The sequence below is a fragment of the Pseudomonas sp. LG1E9 genome, assembly GCF_003290225.1.
Taxonomy (GTDB): domain Bacteria; phylum Pseudomonadota; class Gammaproteobacteria; order Pseudomonadales; family Pseudomonadaceae; genus Aquipseudomonas; species Aquipseudomonas cyclaminis.
Map to the genome: position 1 here is coordinate 2,941,478 of NZ_CP029983.1, position 24,460 is coordinate 2,965,937.

Sequence of the window (24,460 nt, forward strand, 5' to 3'; positions counted from 1 at the left end):
TGCGGCGTTTGCACTTGTGCAGGCGATGACAATTACAAGAACCGGGAGTTGCCATGTCAGTGTCTGAAACCACCCACCTGTTACAGCGGGCCCTTGCGTCCGAATGCCTGTTCAACGGCGATTGGATCCCCGCTTCGGGCGCCGTGATCCCTGTGATCGAACCCGCCACCGGCGAACCGCTGATGCGCTGCGCCATGGCCAGCCCGGCCGATGTTGCCGTGGCCAGTCGCAGCGCGGCCTTGGCCCAGTCAGCCTGGGCCGCCCTCGGTCCGCGGGAGCGCGCCGAGGTGTTTCGCAAGGCGGCGGACGTGGCGCAGCAGTCCTTCGCCGAGCTGGCGCTGTACGTTGCGCGGGAAACCGGGGGCGCCTTGTTCAAGGGCGAACACGAAGTGCGCGAGGCGATCGTGTTGCTGCATCAGGCGGCGGGCCTGTTGTCCCAACCTCACGGGCTGGTGCTGCCCAGCGAGGCGGGGCGCTTGTCCTATGCGCGGCGTCAGCCCCACGGCGTAGTCGGGGTGATTTCGCCGTTCAATTTCCCGCTGATCCTGTCGTTGCGCTCGGTGGCGCCGGCCCTGGCGGCAGGCAATGCGGTGGTGCTCAAGCCCGACCCGCAGACGCCGGTCAGCGGTGGTTTTCTCATCGCCCGACTCTTCGAGGAAGCGGGCTTGCCCAAGGGCCTGCTGCACGTATTGCCCGGCGACGCGCTGGCCGGTGAGGCGCTGTGCCGCGACCCCAATGTACGCATGATCGCCTTCACCGGCTCTACGGCGGCAGGGCGCAAAGTGGCTGAGACAGCCGGGCGGCACCTGAAAAAAGTCGCGCTGGAACTGGGCGGCAAGAACCCGTTGATCATTCTCGAAGACGCCGACCTCGACCTGGCCGCCAGCAATGCCGCGTGGGGCGCGTGGCTGCATCAGGGGCAGATCTGCATGGCCACCGGGTTGATTCTGGTCCATGAGTCCATCGCCGCCAGCCTTACCCGCAAGCTGGTGGACAAGGCCCGGGCACTCACCGTGGGCAACGCCGCCCGGGGCGAGGCCGCACTCGGCCCATTGATCAACCAGCGCCAACTGCAGCGCGTGCACGAGATTGTCAGCGACAGCCTGCAGGCAGGCGCACGGCTTGAGGCCGGTGGCGAATATGACCGGCTGTTCTACCAGCCCACGGTGCTCAGTGGCGTACGGCCGGGCATGCGCGCCTTTGAGGACGAAGTGTTCGGCCCGGTGGCCACGGTGGTCAGTTTTGCCACGGACGAGGAGGCCATCGAACTGGCCAACCGCACGGAGTACGGCCTCTCGGCCGCGATCATTTCGCCCTCGGTAGGGCGTGCCATGGCCATGGGCGAACGGCTGGATTGCGGCCTGCTGCACATCAATGACCAGACCGTTGCCGACGAATGCGTCAACCCCTTCGGTGGGCGCGGCGCCTCGGGCAATGGCGGCAGCGTGGGCGGGCCGGCCGACTGGGATGAATACACCCAGTGGCAATGGGTCACCGTAAAAAACTCGCCGCCCCGCTATCCCTTCTGAGCCTCGGCTCACACCTGCCTAGACAACAAAACAATAAGAGGGCTTGAACATGAACCTGTACCGCAAAACCCTGATCGTGACCGGCGTGGCCTCGGGCATTGGTGCGGAGGTCGCGCGCTTGGCGCGCTTCCAGGGCGCCACCGTGATCGGCGTCGATCGCCATGAACCACAGTTGACGCTCGATGGCTTTTTCCATGCTGATCTGAGCGATCCCACCAGCATCGATGCACTGGTGACGCGTCTGCCGCAGCGGGTCGATGCGCTGTGCAACATTGCTGGCGTGCCTGGCACGGCGCCGGTGCAAACGGTGGCCGAGGTCAATTACCTGGGCTTGCGCCATCTGACTCAAGCGCTGCTGCCACGCATGCCGAAGGGCGGCAGCATCGTCAATGTGGCCTCGGTGCTCGGCGCGCAATGGCCGCAGCGGTTGGCGTTGCACAAAGCGCTGGCGGCGACCGAAAGCTTCAGCGCCGGGCAGCAGTGGCTGGCGGCCAATCCGGTCGAACAGGCCACTTGTTATCAATACTTCAAGGAGGCGCTGATTGTCTGGAGCCTGCAGCAATCCCAGGGTTGGTTTCGTGACCATTCGGTGCGCATCAACTGCGTCGCGCCGGGGCCGGTGTTCACGCCGATCCTCGGCGATTTCGTCAGCATGCTCGGCCCGGAGCGGGTGGCCCAGGACAGCCAGCGCATGACCCGTCCGGCCCTGGCCGATGAGGTGGCGTCGGTGATCACGTTCCTGTGTTCGGACGCGGCGCGCTGGGTCAATGGGGTCAACCTGCCGGTGGACGGCGGGTTGGCGGCCGCCTACGTGTAGGGCGCGCTTCAGCGCCATGCCCCGGCGCGGAGCCACCGTGCCGGGGGTCTTGAACAACAACAAAAATACAGGACATCCAGGATGCTCAAGCCTATCTTGCGGCCGGTTGCGGCCATCACGTTTATTGCACTGTCATCCGCTGCACACGCTTACGACCTGCCCGGACTCAACCTGGGCAGCACCAGTTTCTACGATGGCTCGCCAGCGCCTGCCGGGCCCGGTTGGTACCTGGAGGAATACCTGACGTATTCGCGCGCCAGCCGCTTCAATGATGCCAACGGCAACAAGCTGGCCTTGCCCAGGCAGGACGTGGAAGTGGTGGCGCCTACCACGCAGATCATCTATGTCGGCCAACCCCTGGCCAATGGTGCGATGCCCGGATTCACCGTGATCAACACATCCCTAGCCCACGTGGATGTGGACGATGGTTTGAATAACGCGGCGCTGAGTTCCCGTGCAGGCTTTGGCGACGTGGTCGTCGGTCCCTTCCTGCAATTGCCGACCCTGAGCCGCGCCGATGGCAGCCCGCTGCTGACCCAGCGGGTCGAAGTCGATGTGGCGATTCCGGTCGGTGCCTATGACCGCAAGCGCTCGATCAACCCCGGCAGCAACTTCTGGTCCTTCAACCCTTACTACGCGGCGACGTACTGGTTCAACCCGAAGTGGTCGACGAGCGGGCGGTTCATGTACCTGTGGAATGGCAAGAATGACCAACCGTCGGCCAGCTTTGGCGATGTTTCCGACACCCAGGCCGGGCAGGCGCTGCATGCCAACCTGACGCTGCAGTACGCAATCGACCAGCAACTGAGCGTGGGCTTGAATGGCTATTGGTTGAAGCAGATCACCGACACCCAGGTGGACGGGCATGGGGTGAGTGGGCGGCGGGAAAAGGTCTGGGCCATCGGCCCAGGCCTGGTGTACGCATTCAACAAGGAGAATGTCCTGTCGGTGAATGCGTACTTTGAGCAGGAAGCGGTGAACCGCACTCAGGGCAACAAGCTGGTGCTTAACTGGTTGCACCAGTTCTAGGCAGGTTCCGGGGCGCCGCACGCACCATCACGCTGATGATGGTCAGTGCGGCGATCACCACGCCGGGGGAGGTCGCCAGCAGCACGCCGGCGGTGCCGGCACCTGCCGCAAGCAGTTGCCCGGCCGCCAGCGGCCCGGCCACCGAGCCCAGTCGGCCGATGGCCACGGCCGCACCCACGCCGGTGGCACGCACCGCCGTGGGGTAGGCGGGCGGGGCGCTGGCGTACAGCACCAATTGCGCCGCCATCACAAACAATCCGGCGGCGAAGCCAGCGATGGCCATCGGCACGATGCCCACCGACAAACCGACCCCGGCCAACGCCGCGAGCAACCCGGCGTACACGAACAGCACCACTTTGAGCGCATTGCAACGGTCCAGCAGCACACCGCCCAGCAGTGAGCCGAGGGCGCCGCCAATGTTGAAGAGCATCTGCACCATGCCCGCCTGGGGTTTGCTGAAACCCTGCTCCAGCAACAACGAAGGCAGCCAGTTAAGCAGCATGTACATCACGGTCAGGGTAAAGAAATAACTGAGCCATAACGCCAACGTGGTACGGGCGCGACCCTCGCCGAACAGCGCCTGGCCCGTGGAAGGGCGGGCGCCTTGGGTGTGGTCGACCTGTTGGCGAAAGGCGGTGGATTCGGGCAGCAGCAGGATCATCAGCGGCACGGCCAGCAAAGGCGCAAGGCCGCCGATGATGAACGTGGTCTGCCAGTGCTCACTGGAAAACATCGCCACCACGGCGGCCAATGCGCCACCCAGCGGCACGCCGCAGTACATGACACTGATCGCGGTGCCGCGATTGCGCTCGCTCACCGCTTCAGCACACAGCGCAATCAGGTTGGGCAGCGCCGCGCCCAAGCCCAGGCCGGTCAGGAAGCGCACCAGCAACAGGCTTGAGTAGCTCTGCACAAATGCCGTGCTCAAGGAGAACAGCCCGAACAGCAGCACCGCGATCACCAGGATCTTCTTGCGGCCGATGCGGTCGGCGATCCACCCGCCAAAAAATGCCCCCGGCAGCAGGCCAATGATCCCGACGCTGAACACCCAGCCGAGCATTTTCGGATCCAGGGCAAAGCTGTGGCGCAGCCCGGCAGCGGTGGTGCCGGCCGCCTGCAGATCGAACCCCTCGATCAGCGCAACGATAAAACACAAAGCGATCGTCAGCGTCGAACGACGCGATGGACTGTTCATGGGCAAACCTCATTGTTGTTTTTGTTGTGGTGGCGAGCCTGACCGGCTGCTGGCAATTAAGATAACAAATATAACTATAAAAAGAACGGCGCCGAACCCCTGCGCGAAATCATGGAGCAAGCCCTCTAACTCAGCGGTTTGGGATGAGTGCGGGTAGGCAACAGGAAAATAGGTAGGTTTATTAACGTTCGATTATCGGTCAGTGGCGGTTGACGAAGCGCCGCGGCTGTTTCCATTCTCTGTCCGCCAAGCCCGTTGGGCCAAGTGTGTACCACCCCAAAAACAACAACAAAAAATGGACATCGAACATGCCAAACCTCCCCACGGACGCCGTCGCGGCGCCCTGCTGTGTGTCGAATCGCACTCCACGCCTGATCAGTGCACTGCTGATGCTCGGTGTGCTGCCCACTCCGCTGTGGGCGGCGGGGTTCATCGACGACAGCCATGGCACCCTGACGCTGCGCAACTACTACCTGGACCGTGACTACAAGGACGACGGCGCCAAGACCGCCGCGCGCGAATGGGCCCAGGCGTTCATCCTCAACCTGGAGTCCGGGTACACCCCTGGCACCGTGGGTTTTGGCCTGGATGTGCGCGGGCTGATGGGGGTCAAGCTCGACTCGTCGCCAGACCGCAGCGGCACCGAGCTGTTGCCGGTGTCGGCCGGCGACAAGCGCGCCGCCGACGAATACTCGCGCCTGGCGCCCACGGCCAAATTGCGGTTTGCCCAAACCACCGTGAAGGCCGGTGACGTGTCGATCTTCCTGCCATTCGCCTTCGCCAGCCCATCGCGCCTGCTGCCCCAGACCTTTCGTGGCGCCACGTTGAGCTCCAAGGACATCGACGGGCTGACCCTCAATACCGGCTATATCGACCGCATCAACAAGCGCGACTCCACCGATTACCAGGCCATGACCATCGCCTCGCCCAATCGGCGGTTCAACGCGACAGCGACCACCTCACACCTGGCTTACGTCGGCGGTGACTATCAGGTCAATAAAGACCTCAGCCTGCGCGCCTATCACGCCGAAGTGGCGGACCTCTACCAACAGGACACCCTGGCGTTGCTGCACAACCTGCCGCTGGGCGAGGGCGTCTTCACCAGCGACCTGCGCAGTTTTTTCAGTCGCGAGGACGGCAGCGCCAAGGCGGGCAATGTAGATAACCGCAACCTCTCGGCACTGTTCGGCTACCGCTTCGGTGGGCATCGCGTCAGCCTGGGCTACATGCATTCCAGCGGGGACACGGCCACACCGTACATCTCCGGCACCGAGCTGATGGGCATGAGCGAACTGACCATGAGTTCGGATTTTCTCAACGCCAAGGAGCGCACCTGGCAGGCCATCTACGACTATGACTTTGTGGCCTCGGGGGTGCCGGGGCTGAAGGGGCGGCTGCGTTATGTGCGCGGCGATAACATCGAGCTGGCGGCGTTCAATGCCGAGGACCGCAAGGAGCGCGAGTTCCAGATGGAGTTGGGCTACGTGATCCAGAGTGGCCCGCTGAAGAACGTCGGGCTGATGGCGCGCAAATCGATCTACCGCAACGACTTCCCTGGCGGCGCGGCGTTTCGCGATGAGAACCAGACCCGCTTCCTGGTGCTCTACACCGTGGCGCTGTGGTAGGTCGCGGGATCAGTCCTGATAGACCTTCTTGAGCAAGCGCAGCAGCGCTGCACGTTCCTCGACGTCCAGGGCTGCGGTGGCGTCGAGGTCGCTCTGCGCGGCGATGTCCTTGAGGGACTTGAGCAGGGCTTCGCCCGGTTTGCTCAGGAAAATCCCATAAGAGCGCTTGTCCGGTTTGCAGCGCACGCGCACGGCGAGGGCGCGGCTTTCGAGCTTGTTCAGCAATGGCACCACCTGGGGCGGTTCGATGGCCAGGGCGCGGGCGAGGTCGGCCTGCATCAGGCCGGGGTTCTGCTCGATGATCGCCAGGGCCGAGAACTGCGCGGGGCGCAGGTCGTGGTCGGACAGTCGGCCGATCAGGTTCTGGAACAGCTTGAGCTGGGCGCGGCGCATGGCATAACCGATCAGATCGTCCAGGGCCGAATCCAGCGGCGGCTGTACCTCGTCATTGTCGGGCAGGGCCTGGCTGGTGGCGGCGATGTTGGAAGGCTTGGCCATTGGCAGTGCAATCCTCAGAAAGTAGCGGTTAAGAAGGCTATCTAGTTTGCCGGGGTTGGCGCGCTGTGGCTATGCCGGTTTTTTCACTGCCGTTAAATATTGGTTACGTTGATTAATAGTTAATTGACATAACTATATTTGCGGTTTAATTTCGAATCATCTTCAAACCCAGAACAAGAGCACACCGCCATGAGCAATTACGAAGGCCGTTGGACCACCGTCAAGGTTGAGATCGAGGAAGGCATCGCCTGGGTCATTCTCAATCGCCCGGAAAAACGCAACGCCATGAGCCCGACCCTCAACCGGGAAATGATCGACGTGCTGGAAACCCTGGAACAGGATCCCGCCGCCGGTGTGCTGGTGCTGACCGGCGCCGGTGAAGCCTGGACGGCTGGCATGGACCTCAAGGAATATTTCCGCGAAGTGGACGCCGGCCCGGAGATCCTCCAGGAAAAAATCCGCCGCGAAGCCTCGCAATGGCAGTGGAAACTGCTGCGCATGTACGCCAAGCCGACCATCGCCATGGTCAATGGCTGGTGCTTCGGCGGCGGCTTCAGCCCGCTGGTGGCGTGCGACCTGGCGATCTGCGCCGACGAAGCCACCTTCGGCCTCTCGGAAATCAACTGGGGCATTCCGCCGGGCAACCTGGTGAGCAAGGCCATGGCCGACACCGTGGGCCATCGCCAGTCGCTTTACTACATCATGACCGGCAAGACCTTCGGCGGGCAGAAAGCCGCTGAAATGGGCCTGGTCAACGAAAGCGTACCCTTGGCGCAACTGCGTGAAGTCACCATTGAGCTGGCGCGCAACCTGCTGGAGAAAAACCCGGTGGTGCTGCGTGCCGCCAAACATGGCTTCAAGCGCTGCCGCGAACTGACCTGGGAGCAGAACGAGGATTACCTGTACGCCAAGCTCGACCAATCGCGCTTGCTCGACACCGAAGGCGGTCGCGAACAGGGCATGAAGCAATTCCTCGACGACAAGAGCATCAAGCCTGGCCTGCAGGCGTATAAACGCTGAAGGACGCGGCCTGCGGGCCGCACCGTTTTACCCTGCTTGAACGTATTCCCGATAAAGACAATAAAGAGGAATCACCATGCTGGACGTGCCCCTGTTGATTGGCGGCCAGTCGTGCCCCGCACGCGACGGCCGAACCTTCGAGCGTCGCAACCCGGTGACCGGTGAAGTGGTCTCGCGGGTCGCCGCCGCCACCCTGGAAGATGCCGACGCCGCCGTGGCCGCTGCCCAGGCCGCGTTCCCCGCCTGGGCAGCGCTCGCGCCCAACGAACGCCGTACCCGGTTGCTCAAGGCGGCCGAGCAGTTACAGGCGCGCAGCGATGAATTTATCGCGGCCGCCGGCGAGACCGGCGCCATGGCCAACTGGTATGGCTTTAACGTGCGCCTGGCGGCCAACATTCTGCGCGAAGCGGCGTCGATGACCACCCAGATCACCGGCGATGTCATCCCTTCCGATGTGCCCGGCAGCTTCGCCATGGCCCTGCGTCAGCCCTGCGGCGTGGTGCTGGGCATTGCGCCGTGGAATGCCCCGGTGATCCTCGCCACCCGCGCCATTGCCATGCCGCTCGCCTGCGGCAATACCGTGGTGCTCAAGGCCTCGGAGCTGAGCCCGGCAGTGCACCGCCTGATCGGCCAGGTCTTGCAGGACGCCGGCCTGGGCGATGGCGTGGTCAACGTCATCAGCAACGCTCCGGCGGATGCAGCGGCGATCGTCGAACGGCTGATCGCCAACCCGGCCGTACGGCGGGTCAATTTTACCGGTTCGACCCATGTCGGGCGGATCGTCGGCGAGCTCTCGGCGCGCCATCTCAAGCCGGCGTTGCTGGAGCTGGGCGGCAAGGCGCCGTTGTTGGTGCTGGATGACGCCGACCTCGACGCCGCCGTCGAGGCTGCCGCCTTTGGCGCCTACTTCAACCAAGGACAGATCTGCATGTCCACCGAGCGCCTGATTGTCGATGCCAAGGTTGCCGATGCTTTTGTCGCCAAGCTGGCGGCCAAGGTGGCGTCCCTTCGCGCCGGTGATCCGGCGGCGACGGATTCGGTGCTGGGTTCTCTGGTCGATGCCAGCGCCGGTACACGCATCAAAGCGCTGATCGACGATGCGCTGGGCAAGGGCGCACGGCTAGTGGCGGGCGGTCAATTGGACGGCAGCATCCTGCAACCGACGCTGATCGATGGCGTTACCGAAGACATGCGTTTGTACCGCGAAGAGTCCTTCGGCCCGGTGGCGGTACTGCTGCGCGGTGACGGCGACGAAGCGTTGCTGCGCCTGGCCAATGATTCGGAGTTCGGCCTGTCGGCGGCGATTTTCAGCCGTGACACCGGCCGCGCCCTGGCCCTGGCACAGCGGGTGGAATCGGGCATTTGCCATATCAACGGCCCGACCGTGCATGACGAAGCGCAGATGCCCTTCGGCGGGGTCAAGTCCAGCGGCTATGGCAGTTTTGGCGGCAAGGCCTCCATCGAGCACTTCACGCAGTTGCGCTGGGTGACCTTGCAGAACGGGCCACGGCACTACCCGATCTGAGCCGGCACCGCGACATAACAATAAAACAAGGCGGCGTTGATCCGCCTTGATGGAGGACACCCTTGTGAGTTCCGAATTCAGACCGCAACCCCCGTCCGCGCCGCGCTACCGCGAAGTGTCTATCGGCCACGCAGCGGTGCAGGTCACTGAAGAGCAGGGCGTGTTGCATATGCGTTCCCTGGAGCCGTTGGCCGAGTTGCCCACGCGCTTGCTCGACCGCCTGGTGCATTGGGCCCAACTGCGGCCCGAGCAGACATTTATCGCCGCACGCCAGGCCGGTGGCGAGTGGCGCCACGTCAGCTACCGCGAGATGCTCGACAGCGTGCGTTCCATTGCCCAGGGTTTGCTGAGTTACGGGTTGTCGGCGGACAAGCCGCTGGCCTTGTTGTCGGGTAACGACATCGAACATTTGCAGATGGCGCTGGGCGCGATGTACGCCGGTATTCCGTATTGCCCGGTATCGCCGGCGTATTCGCTGCTGTCCCAGGATTTCGCCAAGCTGCGGCATGTGTGTGGCCTGCTGCAACCGGGGCTGGTGTTTGTCAGTGATGCGGCTGCCTATCAGCGCGCCATCGAGGCGGTATTGCCGGCCGAGACGCCGTTGATCTCGGTGCGCGGTGAGGTGCCCGGGCGCACTCGGGTCAGCTTCGACAGCTTGCTGAACACACCGGCTGGCGCCGAGGCGCAAGCGGCGTTTGACGCTACCGGGCCGGACAGCATCGCCAAGTTTCTCTTCACCTCGGGCTCGACCAAACTGCCCAAGGCGGTGATCACCACCCAGCGCATGCTCTGCGCCAACCAGCAAATGCTGTTGCAGACCTTTCCGGTGTTCGGTGAGGAACCGCCGGTGCTGGTGGACTGGCTGCCGTGGAATCACACGTTCGGCGGCAGCCACAACGTCGGCATCGTGCTCTACAACGGCGGCACGTTTTACCTCGACGACGGCAAGCCGACGGCCCAGGGGTTTGCCGAGACCTTGCGCAACCTCAAGGAAATTTCGCCCACCGCCTACCTGACCGTGCCCAAGGGTTGGGAAGAACTGGTCAGCGCCCTGGAGCAGGACGCCGAGTTGCGCACACGGTTCTTTGCGCGGATGAAACTGTTCTTCTTCGCCGCGGCGGGCCTGTCCCAAAGTATCTGGGACCGCCTCGACCGGGTTTCCGAGCTGCACTGCGGTGAGCGCATCCGCATGATGGCCGGGCTCGGCATGACCGAAGCCGCGCCGTCCTGCACCTTCACCACCGGGCCGTTGTCCATGGCCGGCTACATCGGCTTGCCCGCGCCGGGCTGCGAGGTGGCTTTGGTGCCGCTGGACGGCAAGTTCGAAGGGCGCTTTCGCGGACCGCACATCATGCCGGGCTACTGGCGGGCGCCGGAGCAAACCGCCGAAGTGTTCGATGAGCAGGGTTTCTACTGTTCCGGTGATGCGATCAAGCTTGCCGATCCCCGTCAGCCGCAACTGGGGCTGATGTTCGACGGGCGCATTGCCGAAGACTTCAAGCTGTCGTCCGGGGTATTTGTCAGCGTCGGCCCGTTGCGCAATCGTGCGGTGCTCGAAGGCTCGCCCTATGTGCAGGACCTGGTGATTGCCGCGCCGGACCGCGAGTGCCTGGGCGCGCTGGTGTTCCCCAGAGCTTACGAATGCCGCCGTCTGGCGGGCTTGAGCGCTGATGCCAGCGACGCCGAGGTGCTGGCCAGCGCGCCGGTGCGCCAATGGTTCGGCGACTGGTTGCAGCGCCTGAATCGCGAGGCCACCGGCAATGCCAGTCGCCTGGAATGGATCGCCGTGCTCGACGAGCCGGCATCCATCGACCGGGGGGAAATCACCGATAAAGGTTCGATCAACCAGCGTGCCGTACTGCAATGGCGTGCGGCCAAGGTCGAGGCGCTGTATCGCGGTGAAGATCCAACGATCCTGCGCGCCGGGCCCAAGCCTTGAGCGGGGCCGGGCAGTATTCGGCGTTTGCCGACGCGGCGATTTTCGAGGCGGTGCGCACGCCGTGGATCGATCTCGGCGGCGCGCTGTCCCACGTGTCGCCCATCGACCTGGGGATCAAGGTCGGCCGTGAAGTGCTGGCCCGGGCCGGTATCGATCCGCAGGCGGTGGACAGCGTGTTGGCGGGTTCCATGGCCCAGGCCAGCTTCGATGCCTACTTGCTGCCACGGCACATCGGGTTGTACAGCGGTGTGGCGCAATCGGTCCCGGCGCTGGGGGTGCAGCGCATCTGCGCCACCGGTTTCGAGCTGCTGCGCCAGGCCGCTGAACAACTGCGCGACGAGGTGCAACTGGCCTTGTGCGTGGCGGCGGAATCGATGTCGCGCAACCCGATTGCGGCCTACACCCACCGGGGCGGGTTTCGCCTGGGGGGCGAGGTGCAATTCAAGGATTTTCTGTGGGAGGCACTCTACGACCCGGCCCCCGGCCTGGACATGATTGCCACCGCCGATAACCTCGCGCGCCGTTATGGCCTGAGCCGCGAGACGGTTGATCGGTACGCCTGTGACAGCCATCAGCGCGCATTGCAGGCCCAGCGTGAGGGCGCCTGGGTTGAAGAGATCGTCCCCGTCGATAACCAGGTGTTCGAGCTTGACGGTTACCAACCCCGGCGCCTCACCCTGGCCCATCGGGCCGCTGCGGTGACCGAGGACAGCCACCCACGGCCCACCGACCTTGACGCACTCGCACGTTTGCGCGCCGTGCATGCCGATGGCGTGCAGACCGCTGGCAACAGTTGTGCGGTGGTCGACGGCGCGGCGGCAGCGTTGGTGGGACGCGCCTCGGACTGCACGCGCCCGGCCCTGGCCCGGTTGGTGGCCAGCGCAGTGGTCGGCGTGGACCCGGCGTTCATGGGCATCGGCCCGGCCCCGGCGATCCGCCTGTTGCTGCACCGCAGCGGGTTGCGCCTGGACGAAATCGGCCGCGTCGAGATCAACGAAGCCCAGGCCGCCCAAGTGCTCGCGGTGGCCCAGGAGCTGGAGCTGGACAGCGCCCGGCTCAACGTCCTGGGCGGCTCACTTGCGCTGGGGCATCCCTTGGCTGCCAGCGGTCTGCGTCTGGTCATGACGCTGGCCCGGCAACTGCGCCGGCACAACCTGCGCTACGGCATTGCCGCCGCGTGCGTAGGCGGCGGGCAGGGCATGGCGCTGCTGATCGAGAACCCCGCCTGGCGCGCTTGAACACAAGACTTTAATTCGATGAGGTGTCCCGATGTGGAGCTATGAGGCGCCCCTGCGCGATATGCAGTTTGTCCTCGAACATTGGCTGCAGGCGCCCGCTGCGTGGGCAACCCTGGACCTGCCCCTGGCCATGCAAGTGCTGGAGGAGGCCGCCCGCTTCAGCCAGGGCGTGCTGGCGCCGCTGAACAGCAGTGGGGATCGTCAGGGCTGCCGCTGGCACGCGGGCCAGGTCAGCACCCCGGACGGGTTTGCCGAGGCGTATCAGGCTTACGTCGACGGTGGCTGGCCAGGGCTGGCGTGCGCCGAGGCAGTAGGCGGGCAGGGCTTGCCGCAGCTGCTGGACGCGGCCTTGCAAGAAATGCTCTATGCCAGCAACCACGCCTGGGCCATGTACACCGGTATCGCCCACGGCGCCTACCTGTGCCTCAAGACCCACGCCGCACCCTGGTTGCAGGCGCGCTACTTGCCGCAGATCGTCAGCGGCCAGGCCTTGCCCACCATGTGCCTGACCGAGCCCCAGGCCGGCAGCGACGTCGGTTTGCTGCGTTGTCGCGCCGAGCCCCAGGCGGATGGCAGTTACCGCCTGAATGGCAGCAAGCTGTTTATTTCTGGCGGCGAGCATGACTTCACGCCCGATATCCTGCACCTGGTGTTGGCGCGCCTGCCGGATGCGCCGCCGGGCAGTCGCGGGATTTCACTGTTCCTGGTGCCCAAGCGGTTGGACGACGGCCAGGCCAATGGCGTGCGTTGCGACGGCCTTGAACACAAGATGGGCATCAAGGGCAGCGCCACTTGTTCCCTGGTGTTCGAGGGCGCGCAGGGCTGGCTGATCGGTGATGCCAACCGCGGCCTGGCGGCGATGTTTGTGATGATGAATTCGGCGCGCCTGCACGTGGGCCTGCAAGGCCTGGGACATGCCGAAGCGGCGTGGCAGAACGCCCGGCAGTACGCCACTGAGCGCGTGCAGATGCGCGCACCGTCCAGGCCAGAAGAAGTGGCAGCCCAGGCGGCCGACCCGATCCGTTATCACCCGGCCATGCGCCGCGTGTTGCTGGAGCTGCGCACCACCAGCGAGGGCATGCGCGCCATTGGGTATTGGGCGGCGCACCTGCTGGATCAGGCCGACCCATTGGCGCAGTTGCTGACCCCGGTCATCAAGGCGTTTTTCACCGAGCAGGGTTTTCGCCAGGCCAGCAATGCCTTGCAGGTCTTTGGCGGTTACGGCTACGTCGCCGAGTTCGCCATTGAGCAAACCCTGCGCGACAGCCGTATCGCGATGATCTACGAGGGCAGCAATGAGATCCAGGCCAATGACCTGTTGCTGCGCAAGGTGCTGGGGGATGAAGGTCGCTCGTTCGGCCTGCTGCTGGACGAGTTGCGTGCCGAAGCCGCGCAGGGCAGCGAGCATGTCGAATGCGCGGCGTTCTGCCTGGCACTGGGCAGCCTGAGCGACGCTTTGGATGCGGTGGTGAGTGCCATCCGTGAGCATGCCCAGGAAGACAGCGAATACCCTTATCGCGCCGCGCCGGACTTCCTCCAGCTGTGTGGCGTTGCGCTGCTGGCGTTTGCCTGGGCGCGGGCCGCACGGGTGTCCAGGGCATTGCCCGAAGGAGATCCGGTGCGCGGCGCCAAGCTGCAAAGCGCCGGGTTCTTTTTTGATTACCTGCCATCGCGGCTGGCTCAGCACCTGGGCGCGATAGACGGCGCGCGGGCCGCGCTGGCGTTCGTCTGACGGCGGCAGGCGCTTGCGGTACTATGGCGGCCCACGAGTTCTGGAAGTTGCCTGGATGAGCAAGCCCGGTCAATTGGTGCTGGTTGCACTGCGCAAGATGATCGCCAGCGGGGAGTTGGCCGCAGGCGAGCGCCTGATGGAGATCCCCACGGCGCAACGTTTCGATGTGTCGCGCATGCCGGTGCGCATGGCGTTCCGCACCCTTGAACAGGAAGGGCTGCTGGTGCCGTTTGGCGGGCGCGGGTATCAGGTGCGCTCGGTCAGCCCCAGCGACATCGCCGGCGCGGTTGAAGTGCGCGGCGTGCTCGAAGGCCTGGCTGCACGTCAAACCGCCGAGCTGGGATTATCCAGCGAGGCACGCGCCGCGCTGGAGCGCTGCCTGGTCGAGGGCGATCAACTGTTCGAAAAAGGCTATGTGACCGAGGACGATCTTGAGGTCTATCACGACCTGAACATGCGTTTTCACCAAGTCATTGTCGAAGGCAGCCACAACCCCGCCATTGCCGACGCCCTGGCGCGCAATGACCATCTGCCATTCGCCTCGGTGACCGCGCTGGCGGTGGACCGCGAAGACATGGTTCGCGAATACCGGCGCTTCAACTATGCCCATATGCAACACCATTCGGTCTTCGACGCGCTGGTCAACCGCCAGGGTGCGCGGGCCGAAGCCATCATGCGCGAACATGCCAACGCGACCCTGCGCTACGCCGAGATTTTCAGCTCAGCCACCGCCGACGCGCGCATGAAGGTGATCCTGCCCGCGTCGTGACGCGGTTCAGATATCCAGCACCAGCAACGGCGTTTTCGCCCGCGAGCAGCAGGGCGTGAACTGGTCATTCACGGCTTGCTCCTGCTCGGTGAGAAACAGGTCGCGGTGCTCCGGTATGCCTTCCAGCACGCGGGTCAGGCAGGTGCCACAAATCCCTTGTTCGCAGGACACGGCAATCTCGATGCCGTGGCTTTCCAGGACCTGCACCACGCTTTTGTCGGCGGGTATCTCGAAGACCTGGCCACTGCTGGCGACCTTCACCGAAAAACACCCGTCAGCGCTGCTGTCCACCGGCGCCGCCGAGAAGTATTCACGGTGCAGGCAGTCTTCCTGCCAGCCCTGGGCGCGGGCACTGTCGAGGATATGCTGCATAAAGCCGCCGGGGCCGCAGACGTACAGGTGCACAGTGGCCTCGGGGGCCGCCAATACCTGGGCGGCATCGAGCGCCGTGTCAGGCTGCTCGTCAAAATGCAAGAACACCCGCTCGGCAAACGGCGACGCCTTGAGGCGCTGGACAAACGCCGCACGCTCACTGGCGCGGGCGCAGTAATGCAGTTCGAAATCGGCGCCTGTATGGGCCAGCCGCTCGGCCATGCACAGGATCGGGGTGATGCCGATGCCACCGGCAAACAGCAGGCTGCGCCGGGCGTCGTGGGCCAGAGGGAACAGGTTGCGCGGTTCGCTGATGGTCAGGCGGCTGCCTTCGTGGATCTGTTGATGCAGGCTGAGTGAACCGCCCCTGGAGGCAGGATCGTTGAGCACGCCGATCAGGTAGCGATGACGTTCCTCAGGGTGATTGCACAGGGAATATTGGCGGATCAGCCCATCCGGCAGGTGCACATCGATGTGCGCGCCGGCACTGAAAGGGGGCAGCGGCGCGCCGTCGACGCGGGCCAGTTCGTAGCTGCAGATGTCCTGGGCTTCAGTGCGCCGGGACGTCACCACGACCTCGATCATGTTGGCTCTCCGGCGCGTTCGCGAGCGATCAGTCGCTCCAGGATCTTGCGCGACTGCACACCGCCGGCGTCGATATTCAGCTTGAGCAGGTTGCGCGTCGGGTGGGCCAGCAGGTTCTGTTGCTGGCGTTCGAGCATCTCCAGGTCTTCGCTGAAAATCTTGCCCTGGCCTTCGCGGATGCTCGCGGTCAGCGCCTCATCCTTGGGGTTGAAGTTGCGCGCCATGCCCCAGAAGTACCAGATCGAGGTGTCGGTTTGCGGGGTGATGAAGTCCACCACGATGCTCGCGGCCTTGTGCTCGGGCGCGGCGTCGTAGCCGCCCTTGCCGGCATGGGCCACGCCGACTTCGATCAGCACGTGGCTGGGTGGGGTGAAGCGGCAGATCTGCCAGCGGTCCACCGGCACATCATCGGCCAGGTTGTTGCCGCGCAGGGCCATGCGCCAGAACGGCGGAGCCATGATGTTTTCCATGTGCCGGGCGGTCACCACTTCGTCACCGTTCACCGTGGTCACGGGCGGCGCCTCGTCGATTTCCTTCTGGCCGATGCTGGAAGCATGCACGTAGGTTTCGTGGGTCAGGTCCATCAGGTTGTCGATCATCAAGCGGTAGTCACACTGGATATCAAACAAGCCGCCGCCGTAGGCCCACTGGTCACTCTCGGCCCATTCCAGATGATGGATCAGTGCGGGGTCGGCCTGGGCCTGATCGCCAGGCCAGACCCAGATGAAGCCGTAGCGTTCCACCACGGCAAAGGTCTTGTTGCAGGGAAAGCCACGCACCCGCTGGCCGGGCATGTCGACGGTCTTGCCGTCGCCGCCCATCACCAGCCCGTGGTAACCGCAGACCAGGTTGCCGTTTTCGACATAGCCCAGCGAAAGCGGCGCGCCACGGTGGGGGCAGAAGTCCTCGACCGCGACCACGGCGCCTTCCTGACCACGATAAAACACCATCTTTTCGCCACAGATCTGTCGACCCAGGGGTTTGTGCGCAATTTCATCGGGGGTGCAGGCGACATACCACGTGTTCTTGGGGTACATGGTGACTCTCCAGGCTGAGCGTTATTTTTATTTAATGGATCCATTAAATTGTTCGCTGGTTGAAGAGTCAAGGCGTATCCGCTGTTTTGTTGGGCGATTATCGGTCGTTTTATTTGTTTGTGGATCCAGTAATTCGCGTTCAACGTTCGAGGCGCCGCGAGCGCCGGCTATCCGTTTTCGGCACAAATACGCCGCACAGCTTGAACGCGGAATGGAACTTGCGTGATTCCCGACCGTAAACCGTGAAACCGAGAAAGGTGGGGTCAATGAATAATAAAAATGGGCAGATGCCTGTGCCCGTACCGGGTGTCGGATCGGCATTACCTCTCCAGCGTTTCCTGACCCGTGACATCGATGAACATGCGCGCAACCTGGGGGGTTGGCACGTCAGCTACGACCAAGTCTCGCCGGGAGCCTTTGAAGGCGAACTGATCGAGTTCCGCTCGGGCTGGATGCAACTGGTGCGCGACCGCTCTAATCAGGCCTTGATCAAGAGCGGTGCGGCCTGGAACGGTGCGATCACCTTCAGCATTCCCTTGAGTGCCCACGGCCCGGTGTATTGCTCGGGGCATCCGATTTATGAGTCCAGCCTGTTGGTTGCCCGTGGCGATAATCTTCCTGAACTGCACACGCCCCAGCACCTGGATCTGCTCAGCGTGGCGATTGAAGAGCAGGCGCTGGAGCATGTCTTGCAACGCCAGGGCAGCCATTTTCGAATTACCGATCTTCCCAAGTGTTACCGCTTGGGCCAGTCGTCTGTGCAAGGTGAACTCGCGGCGTGGTTCGACGACCTGTCGGGCAGTGACCAGCGGCGTGAGGCGTTGCTGGGTCACGACTCGATCCGCCGTGGCCTGCGCGATGCGGTCATGCTGCACTTGCTCGAATTGATTGCGCCGGACGAGGCGCCGACGCTCACCCCCACGGCCCGCAAACGGATGGTTGATCGTGCTCGCGAATATGCCCTGAGTCACCTCGACGAGCCGTTGTCGATCCTCGACCTGTGCAACCACATCGGTGCCAGCCGGCGCAAACTCCAATACTGTTTCCAGGAAACCCTGGGGATCAATCCGGTGGCGTATTTGCGTGCGCTGCGCCTCAATGCAGTGCGTCGCGAACTGCGAATGAGCACGCAATCCCAGGGCGTCCAGGACGTGGCCGCACGCTGGGGTTTCTGGCATTTGAGCCGGTTCTCCGGTGATTACCGCGCCATGTTTGGCGAAAGCCCGTCACAGACCCTGCGTCGCACGCAACTCTGCTGAAAACGGATAACCCGCCCACTGCGCTGCTGCCTAGGATGACCCACACCACTTGATGGGAGGGGCATTCGATGAGCAATAACAATAACGCACGCACCGCAGGCAAGATGCTGTTCACCCTGGGGCTGCTCGGCTGCTGCGCCGGCGTGCAGGCCACCGAGAACGGCGCGCCGACTACGGCGGTCGGGGTGTATGACTTTGGCGCGGGGATGATGCCGCCCGCCACGCCGTTCGGCACCCTGGGCCTGCGCACGGCGTTCTACTCGGCCAATGTGCAGAAAGACCGCAACGGCCGTTCTGTCGACAACCATTTCTCGCTGGACGTCTTGTCGATTGGCGTCGCCTACATGCGCATGACCGATCACACCATCCTGGGTGCCAATTATGGGTTTGGCGTGGTGGTGCCGTTTTTCAAGATGGACGCTTCGGTCAAGGTGCCGACGCCGATGGGGCCCTTGAGCCTGGAAGCCGACCCGTTTCGCTTGGCTGATGTGCAATTCTTGCCGGTGATCCTGCAATGGAACCTCTCGCCGAATCTGTTCATCAACACGCAATTGCAGATCCAGGCGCCGACCGGTGACTACGACAAGAACCGGCTGATTTCGCCCGGTCTCAATCACTGGACGTTCTCGCCGATCGTCAACGCCACCTACCTCAGCGACAGTGGCTTCGAGGTTTCCTCAAGCTTTGAAGTCGACGTCAACACGCGCAACCCTGCAACCGATTACAAAAACGGTGTCGAGTACCGCCACGAGTTTGCCGTGGGCCAGCATCTCGGGCCGTGGACGGTGGGGGTGGGTGGTTACTACTACCGCCAGTTCAGCGATGACGATGCGCCAGGGCTGCAATCGGGCAACCGGGCGCGGGTGCTGGCGGTCGGGCCGGCGGTGAGTTACTTCTCGCCGGGCCTGCCTCCGATCTGGCTGCATGCCTACAAGGAAACCGACGCGCGCAACCGTGCCGAGGGTTACACCGTGGCGCTGCGTATTTCTCAGAGTTTCTAAGGGGCTGGTCATGAATCCATCACGTTCTGAGTGTGCAGCACCCCGGCAGGCCAGCGGTCGCCGCGAAGGGCTGGTGCTGATGCTCGGCAGCAGCCTGACCGTCATGGGCGCGGTCATGGTTGCGCCGATCCTGCCCAAGCTGGGGGCGACGTTTGGCCCACTGGAACCCCGCGCCGACGTGCTGGTGCCGCTGGCGGTCACCGGCCCGGCGCTGGCGATTGCGCTGTGCGCGCCGTTGGCCGGGTGGCTGGCCGACCGGGTCGGGCGCAAGGCATTGCTGGTCATTGCGACCTTGTTGTATGCCGTGCTCGGCGCCTTGCCGGCACTGCTGGACAACTTGCAGGCCATCGTCGGTGTGCGCCTGTTGTTCGGCTGCGCCGAAGCGGCGGTGATGACCTGTTGCGCCACCTTGATTGCCGACTATTGGCACGGTGAGGAACGGCTGCGCTACATCAACCGGCAAGTGGTGACCATCGGCCTGGTGGGCTCGCTGTTCTTCGTGCTGGGTGGCGCGCTGGGCGAGCATTCCTGGCGCCTGCCGTTCCTGTTGTACCTGCTGCCATTGCTGCTGGTGCCGTTGATGATGAAGGTGCTGTGGGAGCCTCAAACCCGCCAGCAGTCTGTCGACGTGCCGGAGGAGGGCAGGGTTGCCGTGGTGCCCCTGGTGCTCGGTTACCTGTTGATTCTCAGCGGTATGGTCCTGAGTTTTATCGTGCCGATCCAGGCGCCGATTCTGCTGGTCGGCCTGGGCGTGACGTCGAGCACGCTGATCGGGCTGTCGGCGGGGTTGGGCCTGCTGGCGACCCTGGGCGGCTCGCTGGCCTGGCCACTGTTGCGTCGACGCATCGGGATCGCCGGTTGCAACGCGCTGTTGCTGACCTTGCTGGGGTCAGGGCTGTGGCTGCTGATGCGCGGGCAAAGCTACAACGCGGTGCTGGTGGCGGTGTTGATTCACGGCCTGGGCGCCGGGCTGCTGGTGCCCAACGTAATGGCGCCGGTGATGAATGCCCTGAGCGCCCGGACACGTGGACGCGGCCTGGGCGGGTTCACGTCTTGCCTGTATTTCGGCCAATTTGTCAGCCCGTTGGTGGTGGCGCTGCTGAGTGTCTACTCCGGCGACCTGCGCGCCTCCATCCAGTGGCTGGCACTGGCCAGTTTTGCCGCGGCATCGGTCTGGGCACTGGCAGGCTTTTATGCGCGACGCAAAGCGGTCCCCGGTGCCATCGGGCCAAGTCATTCGTAATCAAGAGGAGAGGAACATGCACATCCAGAATTTGTTGGACACCGAAGACGCCACCGGGCTGGCGGAGTGGGTCCGCCGTGGTGAGGTGCAACCCGGCGAGCTGCTTGAAGCCGTGATTGATCGTATTGAGCGGGTGGAGCCGCAGCTCAACGCGGTGGCCGAGCGTCTGTACGATTCTGCGCGGGAAGCTTCACGCACTGCGCAGCCCGGCCAAGGCGTGTTCGCTGGCGTGCCGACCTTGATCAAGGACCTGTTTTCGCCGGTCAACGGCGCGGCGATGACCAATGGTTCCGTGGCGCTGGGCGGGTTCCGCGCCGACTTTGAAGGGGAAATCGTGACGCGTTTGCGCCGGGCCGGTTGTGTGATCGCCGGGACCAGTACTTCGCCCGAATTCGGTACGTCGTATTCCACCGAATCCACCCGCTTCGGCGCCACGCGCAACCCCTGGAACACCGGCCACAGCGCAGGCGGTTCCAGCGGTGGCGCGGCCGCGCTGGTGGCGGCACGTGTGGTCCCGTTCGCCCACGGCAACGATGGCGGCGGTTCCTTGCGTGTACCGGCGTCCTGCTGTGGGGTGTTCGGCCTCAAGCCGAGTCGCGGATTATTGCCGTCAGGGCCGATGGTCGGCGAAGGCTGGGCCGGCATGGGCACGCCCCATGGGATCACCCTGTCGGTGCGTGACAGCGCCGCCTTGCTGGATGCAACGGCCGGGATCGACCTCGGTGCGCCCTATGCGGCACCGGTGCAGGCGCAGCCCTATGTCTTGGCGTTGCAACGTGACCCGCGACCGCTGCGCATCGCGCTGGTGGAGCAGCTCGGACCTTGGCCGACCTCCAGCGAAGCGCTGGCATCGGTGCAGGAGGCGGCCAGGCTGTGCCAATCCCTGGGCCATCGGGTTGAACCGGTGAAATTGCCGGTGGCACTGCCGGAATTTCTCGATCAGGTCTTCACCATCATCGGCGCCAGTACACGTCACTATCTCGACGTGCTGGGCCAGATGCGCGGCGTTGCGGTGCAGCCCGAGGAGCTTGAAGCGCGCACCCGGATCATCTTGCGCAGCAAGGGCGATGTCAGCGGTGCCGAATATGCCGGTGCCGTGGAGTGGATACACGCGCTGGGACGGCAGTTGGCGGTGTTCATGCAGGATTACGACGTGATCCTCACGCCGACCCTGGCCCGCGCGCCGGCACCGATTGGTGAGTTGGATCTGCAGGACGACCGCCTGAGCCTCGATGAACTGATCGAGCGGTTCCACAGCTACTCGCCCTTCACCGCGTTGTTCAATGCCAGCGGGCAACCGGCAATGTCCGTGCCGTTGTATTGGAGCGCCGCCGGCCTGCCGATGGGCGCCCACTTCGCCGGGCGTTTTGGTGAGGAAGCCACGCTCTTTGCCCTGGCCGCGCAGTTGGAACGTGCCCAGCCCTGGCGCGGGCGGATACCGCCGGTCAATGCCTGCGGCGTGCCTGCTTTGGCGGCGTACTCAACACGCAGCTGAGGTTACTGGAGTGGCCCCACGACGAGCCGGTAGCGTTCCTCGCCCTGCAATGTCCTGCGAGTCAGGTTGATCTCCAGGCCGATGGGATCTTCCTTGCGGTTGCCGGCGAGTTGGCGCCAGCCTTGGCCCGGCTCCCAGATACGCACTTGCAGGTCGCTGACGGAGGACAGCACCGCTACCGCTTTTTTCGGCGCCGGCAACGGGTATCGATCCCTGGTCACGGAGGTGGCGCGGTACAGCGTGTCACCGTCCAACCACCAGCGCACGCGCTGCAAACCGATCTCGGGTGACGCTGCGCTGCGGATGATGTTCAACTGGAAGTCCTGATTGTCGGCGCTGCGAAGGCTGATGGCGGCGGTGCCTTCGGGCTGCTCGTCAGGGGTCAGGGCTGGGGTTCTCAGTTCCACGCTGGCGCGCAGGGCCAGGTCGCGGTCCAACTGGTTCAAGGTGCGTAACAGCGCCTCGGTCTGTTCGGTGCTGGCCTGCAGATGGCTGTCGGCACGGCTCACGCTGTCGAGGCCGCGCCAGGCAATCAGGCTGACAATGGCCATCAGCATGATCGCCACCATCACTTCGATCAGGGTGAAGCCGCGCTGGTCGGTTTTCATGGTTCACTCGCCACCCGTAGTTGGCCGGTGGCCGTGCGTTGCACGGTGAGGCGGTGCTGGCCGTCCGAGAGTTGCAACTGCAAGGGCGTGGCGAACCATTCGGCGTTCAGCACCACCGGTTGTCTGGGCATGACACGTACCGTCATGGACGGTGTTTCCCAGGGGCGAGGACGCAGTTGCGGGTCGTTCATGAAGTGATCCAGGCCTGGGCCGGTGTCGTTGCGACGGCTCAAACGAAAGCCCTTGGCGTCTGCGCGCCAGGTGATGGGACGGCCATCGGCGCGGGCTTCGGCCTGGGCGATTTGCAGGGTCTGGACCAGGCGGTTGGCGTCCTTGCGCAGCATCTGCAACGGGTCGGGTTTGATGCTCAGGCTGATCGCCGCGCTGGCAATGCCGACGATCACCAGCACCACCATCAGTTCGATCAGGGTGAAGCCGTGTTGGTTGTGCTTGGTCATCACGCAACGCTCCTTCGTTGTGACGCTCTCCTGTAGACTGCCCGGCTGGACAACAAGGAGGTTGTATCTTGGTTGCTTTCTTTGCTTTATCGGCGCCGCGCCTGTTGCAGGCCGTGGCGTTGGTCACGGCGCTCGCCGGTGTGCTGGTCTGGTCTTCGGTGTTGCTGACACCGGCCGAGTCCCAGGTGCCGCAGGTCACGCCACAGGTGTTGGCCGCACGCCCTGATACGTCGGCATTGCAGTGGTTTTCCAGCCAGCCGGCGGCGGTGGATATCAAGGTCTCCGGGTTGATGGCCGGGGCGCGGGGTGCGGTCGCTATTCTGAGCCTGAACGATGGCCCACCGCGCAGTTTTCTGGTGGGTGAGTCGTTGGCCCAAGGTGTGCGCCTGGCCGCGATCGAAGGCGATGCCGTGGTGATCGAGCGTGGTGCGCAGCCCCAGCGCATCAAGGTCAGCACGTTGCCGGACGCGCTGGTGCTGCCGCGATTGACCCAACCCTGAGCAGGCTCATTCGTGTGTGCCTGATGGTGGGTTGAGCAGCGTTTCCAGGCGCGCCAACGGCGGTGCCTCGCCCTTGCGCTGCGACACCAGCACGGTGACGCGCATCAGGCGTCCTTCGGCGCTGGGAGTGATGCGTTGTTCGCAGCGCAACTGCAACGCTCCCTGGTCACACTCGAACGCCTTGCGTCCGGTGGGCAGTCGCGCCTCCAGGCGCAGTTCGGCGAGCCTGCTCTGTGCCGACAGCAGCGCCATCGAACGGTCGCGCAGCAACCCATTGCTTTGGGTCATCAAGCCCGCCACGCGCACCGCCGCCGCCATCGCCACGGCAATGATCGCCAAGGCGACGAGCACCTCGATCAACGTAAAACCTTGCTCCTTGCGCGACAGCTCCATGGGTCACTCGTGGTGTAAAAACACGCCGCAGAATAGCACTCGCGGAGCCGTCGGCAGTGGCCAATTATTTTTGCTATCCAGATAGTTAGTTTTGTTACACTGCGCGCCGAATTAGGATCAAGCCAAGGATGGTGGATATGGATTTCGCACGCAGCAAGGGTGGGCCTCGCGCCCGCCGCGCCCAGCAAGGTTTCACCTTGATCGAGATCATGGTGGTGGTGGTCATCCTCGGCATTCTGGCCGCGATTGTCGTGCCTAAAGTGCTTGACCGCCCAGACCAGGCCAGGGCGATTGCGGCGAAGCAAGATGTCGCTGGCCTGATGCAGGCACTCAAGCTGTATCGCCTCGACCACGGCACCTATCCCAGCATGAACCAGGGCCTCAAGGTGCTGGTCGAGCGCCCCGCAGATGCCAAAAATACCAACTGGCGCTCCTATCTGGAGCGCCTGCCCAACGACCCGTGGGGCCGTCCTTACCATTACCTGAATCCTGGCGCGAACGGCGAAGTCGATATCTTCTCCCTCGGCGCCGATGGCCAGCCTGACGGCGACGGTGTGAATGCCGATATCGGATCCTGGCAGCTCTAAGCGCCG

23 protein-coding genes are annotated in these 24,460 nt (G+C 64.0%); 16 read left to right on the plus strand and 7 right to left on the minus strand.

What is annotated here, in order from left to right; genetic code table 11:
• Positions 1-53 precede the first annotated feature (53 nt).
• The 3 genes from DNK50_RS13905 (at position 54) to DNK50_RS13915 (ending at position 3,375) form a co-directional block, all read left to right on the plus strand.
• Entirely contained in the window at positions 54-1,529 is a 1,476-nt protein-coding gene (locus DNK50_RS13905; RefSeq protein WP_112194576.1) for a benzaldehyde dehydrogenase, read from the plus strand.
• 49 nt (positions 1,530-1,578) lie between these two features.
• Positions 1,579-2,346: a coniferyl-alcohol dehydrogenase gene (locus DNK50_RS13910; protein ID WP_112194578.1), complete on the plus strand. Its 768-nt coding sequence runs from the start codon at positions 1,579-1,581 to the stop codon at positions 2,344-2,346.
• 81 nt (positions 2,347-2,427) lie between these two features.
• Complete coding sequence (locus tag DNK50_RS13915) at positions 2,428-3,375, plus strand: transporter (protein ID WP_112194580.1); 948 nt, start codon at positions 2,428-2,430, stop codon at positions 3,373-3,375.
• On the opposite strand, the gene mhpT is transcribed toward DNK50_RS13915, so the two are convergent.
• Complete coding sequence (mhpT, locus tag DNK50_RS13920) at positions 3,353-4,570, minus strand: 3-(3-hydroxy-phenyl)propionate transporter MhpT (protein ID WP_112194582.1); 1,218 nt, start codon at positions 4,568-4,570, stop codon at positions 3,353-3,355. The genes DNK50_RS13915 and mhpT overlap by 23 nt on opposite strands.
• 308 nt (positions 4,571-4,878) lie before the next feature.
• Here mhpT and DNK50_RS13925 point away from each other — a divergent pair, with 308 nt between their 5' ends.
• Positions 4,879-6,195, plus strand: a complete 1,317-nt coding sequence (locus DNK50_RS13925; protein ID WP_112194583.1) for an OprD family porin — start codon at positions 4,879-4,881, stop codon at positions 6,193-6,195.
• A 9-nt stretch (positions 6,196-6,204) separates the two neighbouring features.
• Here DNK50_RS13925 and DNK50_RS13930 read toward each other — a convergent pair whose 3' ends face one another.
• The gene (locus DNK50_RS13930) at positions 6,205-6,693 is read right to left on the minus strand and encodes a MarR family winged helix-turn-helix transcriptional regulator (protein ID WP_112194585.1); all 489 of its coding nucleotides are present in this window, start codon (positions 6,691-6,693) and stop codon (positions 6,205-6,207) included.
• Positions 6,694-6,882: 189 nt separating this feature from the next.
• On the opposite strand from DNK50_RS13930, the gene DNK50_RS13935 reads away from it, so the two are divergent.
• The 6 genes from DNK50_RS13935 (at position 6,883) to DNK50_RS13960 (ending at position 14,916) form a co-directional block, all read left to right on the plus strand.
• Positions 6,883-7,713: a p-hydroxycinnamoyl CoA hydratase/lyase gene (locus DNK50_RS13935; protein WP_010567568.1), complete on the plus strand. Its 831-nt coding sequence runs from the start codon at positions 6,883-6,885 to the stop codon at positions 7,711-7,713.
• Between the two features lie 76 nt (positions 7,714-7,789).
• Positions 7,790-9,238, plus strand: coding sequence for an aldehyde dehydrogenase (locus tag DNK50_RS13940; RefSeq protein WP_112194587.1), 1,449 nt, complete (start codon positions 7,790-7,792; stop codon positions 9,236-9,238).
• A gap of 64 nt (positions 9,239-9,302) precedes the next feature.
• Positions 9,303-11,177 (plus strand): feruloyl-CoA synthase, encoded by a 1,875-nt coding sequence (locus DNK50_RS13945; protein ID WP_112196939.1) that lies wholly within the window; start codon positions 9,303-9,305, stop codon positions 11,175-11,177.
• Complete coding sequence (locus DNK50_RS13950) at positions 11,174-12,415, plus strand: thiolase family protein (protein ID WP_112194589.1); 1,242 nt, start codon at positions 11,174-11,176, stop codon at positions 12,413-12,415. The genes DNK50_RS13945 and DNK50_RS13950 overlap by 4 nt, the downstream gene beginning before the upstream one ends.
• 31 nt (positions 12,416-12,446) lie before the next feature.
• Positions 12,447-14,147: an acyl-CoA dehydrogenase gene (locus DNK50_RS13955; protein ID WP_112194591.1), complete on the plus strand. Its 1,701-nt coding sequence runs from the start codon at positions 12,447-12,449 to the stop codon at positions 14,145-14,147.
• Between the two features lie 55 nt (positions 14,148-14,202).
• On the plus strand, positions 14,203-14,916 hold the full coding sequence (locus DNK50_RS13960) for a GntR family transcriptional regulator (protein WP_112194593.1): 714 nt from the start codon (positions 14,203-14,205) through the stop codon (positions 14,914-14,916).
• Positions 14,917-14,922: 6 nt separating this feature from the next.
• On the opposite strand, the gene DNK50_RS13965 is transcribed toward DNK50_RS13960, so the two are convergent.
• On the minus strand, positions 14,923-15,873 hold the full coding sequence (locus DNK50_RS13965) for a PDR/VanB family oxidoreductase (protein WP_099585048.1): 951 nt from the start codon (positions 15,871-15,873) through the stop codon (positions 14,923-14,925).
• Positions 15,870-16,910, minus strand: coding sequence for an aromatic ring-hydroxylating dioxygenase subunit alpha (locus DNK50_RS13970; RefSeq protein WP_112194595.1), 1,041 nt, complete (start codon positions 16,908-16,910; stop codon positions 15,870-15,872). The genes DNK50_RS13965 and DNK50_RS13970 overlap by 4 nt, the downstream gene beginning before the upstream one ends.
• Positions 16,911-17,176: 266 nt before the next feature.
• Here DNK50_RS13970 and DNK50_RS13975 point away from each other — a divergent pair, with 266 nt between their 5' ends.
• The 4 genes from DNK50_RS13975 (at position 17,177) to DNK50_RS13990 (ending at position 21,908) form a co-directional block, all read left to right on the plus strand.
• Positions 17,177-18,169 carry a helix-turn-helix domain-containing protein gene (locus DNK50_RS13975; protein ID WP_112194597.1) on the plus strand — a complete coding sequence of 331 codons (993 nt, stop codon included), beginning with the start codon at positions 17,177-17,179 and terminating at the stop codon, positions 18,167-18,169.
• Between the two features lie 68 nt (positions 18,170-18,237).
• Positions 18,238-19,170 (plus strand): transporter, encoded by a 933-nt coding sequence (locus DNK50_RS13980; RefSeq protein ID WP_099585045.1) that lies wholly within the window; start codon positions 18,238-18,240, stop codon positions 19,168-19,170.
• 10 nt (positions 19,171-19,180) lie between these two features.
• On the plus strand, positions 19,181-20,413 hold the full coding sequence (locus tag DNK50_RS13985) for an MFS transporter (RefSeq protein WP_112194599.1): 1,233 nt from the start codon (positions 19,181-19,183) through the stop codon (positions 20,411-20,413).
• A gap of 16 nt (positions 20,414-20,429) precedes the next feature.
• Complete coding sequence (locus DNK50_RS13990; RefSeq protein WP_112194600.1) at positions 20,430-21,908, plus strand: amidase; 1,479 nt, start codon at positions 20,430-20,432, stop codon at positions 21,906-21,908.
• A gap of 2 nt (positions 21,909-21,910) precedes the next feature.
• Here DNK50_RS13990 and DNK50_RS13995 read toward each other — a convergent pair whose 3' ends face one another.
• A complete protein-coding gene (locus DNK50_RS13995; protein ID WP_112194602.1) occupies positions 21,911-22,516 on the minus strand; it encodes a type II secretion system protein GspJ in 606 nt (201 codons plus the stop codon).
• The gene (gene gspH, locus DNK50_RS14000; protein WP_112194604.1) at positions 22,513-22,974 is read right to left on the minus strand and encodes a type II secretion system minor pseudopilin GspH; all 462 of its coding nucleotides are present in this window, start codon (positions 22,972-22,974) and stop codon (positions 22,513-22,515) included. Before gspH ends, DNK50_RS13995 begins: the two co-directional genes overlap by 4 nt.
• A 68-nt stretch (positions 22,975-23,042) precedes the next feature.
• Between gspH and DNK50_RS14005 the strand changes: the two genes are divergently transcribed.
• Positions 23,043-23,474, plus strand: coding sequence for a type II secretion system protein N (locus DNK50_RS14005; RefSeq protein WP_112194606.1), 432 nt, complete (start codon positions 23,043-23,045; stop codon positions 23,472-23,474).
• Between the two features lie 6 nt (positions 23,475-23,480).
• On the opposite strand, the gene gspI is transcribed toward DNK50_RS14005, so the two are convergent.
• Positions 23,481-23,867: a type II secretion system minor pseudopilin GspI gene (gspI, locus tag DNK50_RS14010; protein ID WP_112194608.1), complete on the minus strand. Its 387-nt coding sequence runs from the start codon at positions 23,865-23,867 to the stop codon at positions 23,481-23,483.
• Between the two features lie 137 nt (positions 23,868-24,004).
• Here gspI and gspG point away from each other — a divergent pair, with 137 nt between their 5' ends.
• Positions 24,005-24,454: a type II secretion system major pseudopilin GspG gene (gene gspG / locus DNK50_RS14015; protein ID WP_099585038.1), complete on the plus strand. Its 450-nt coding sequence runs from the start codon at positions 24,005-24,007 to the stop codon at positions 24,452-24,454.
• Positions 24,455-24,460: the final 6 nt, after the last annotated feature.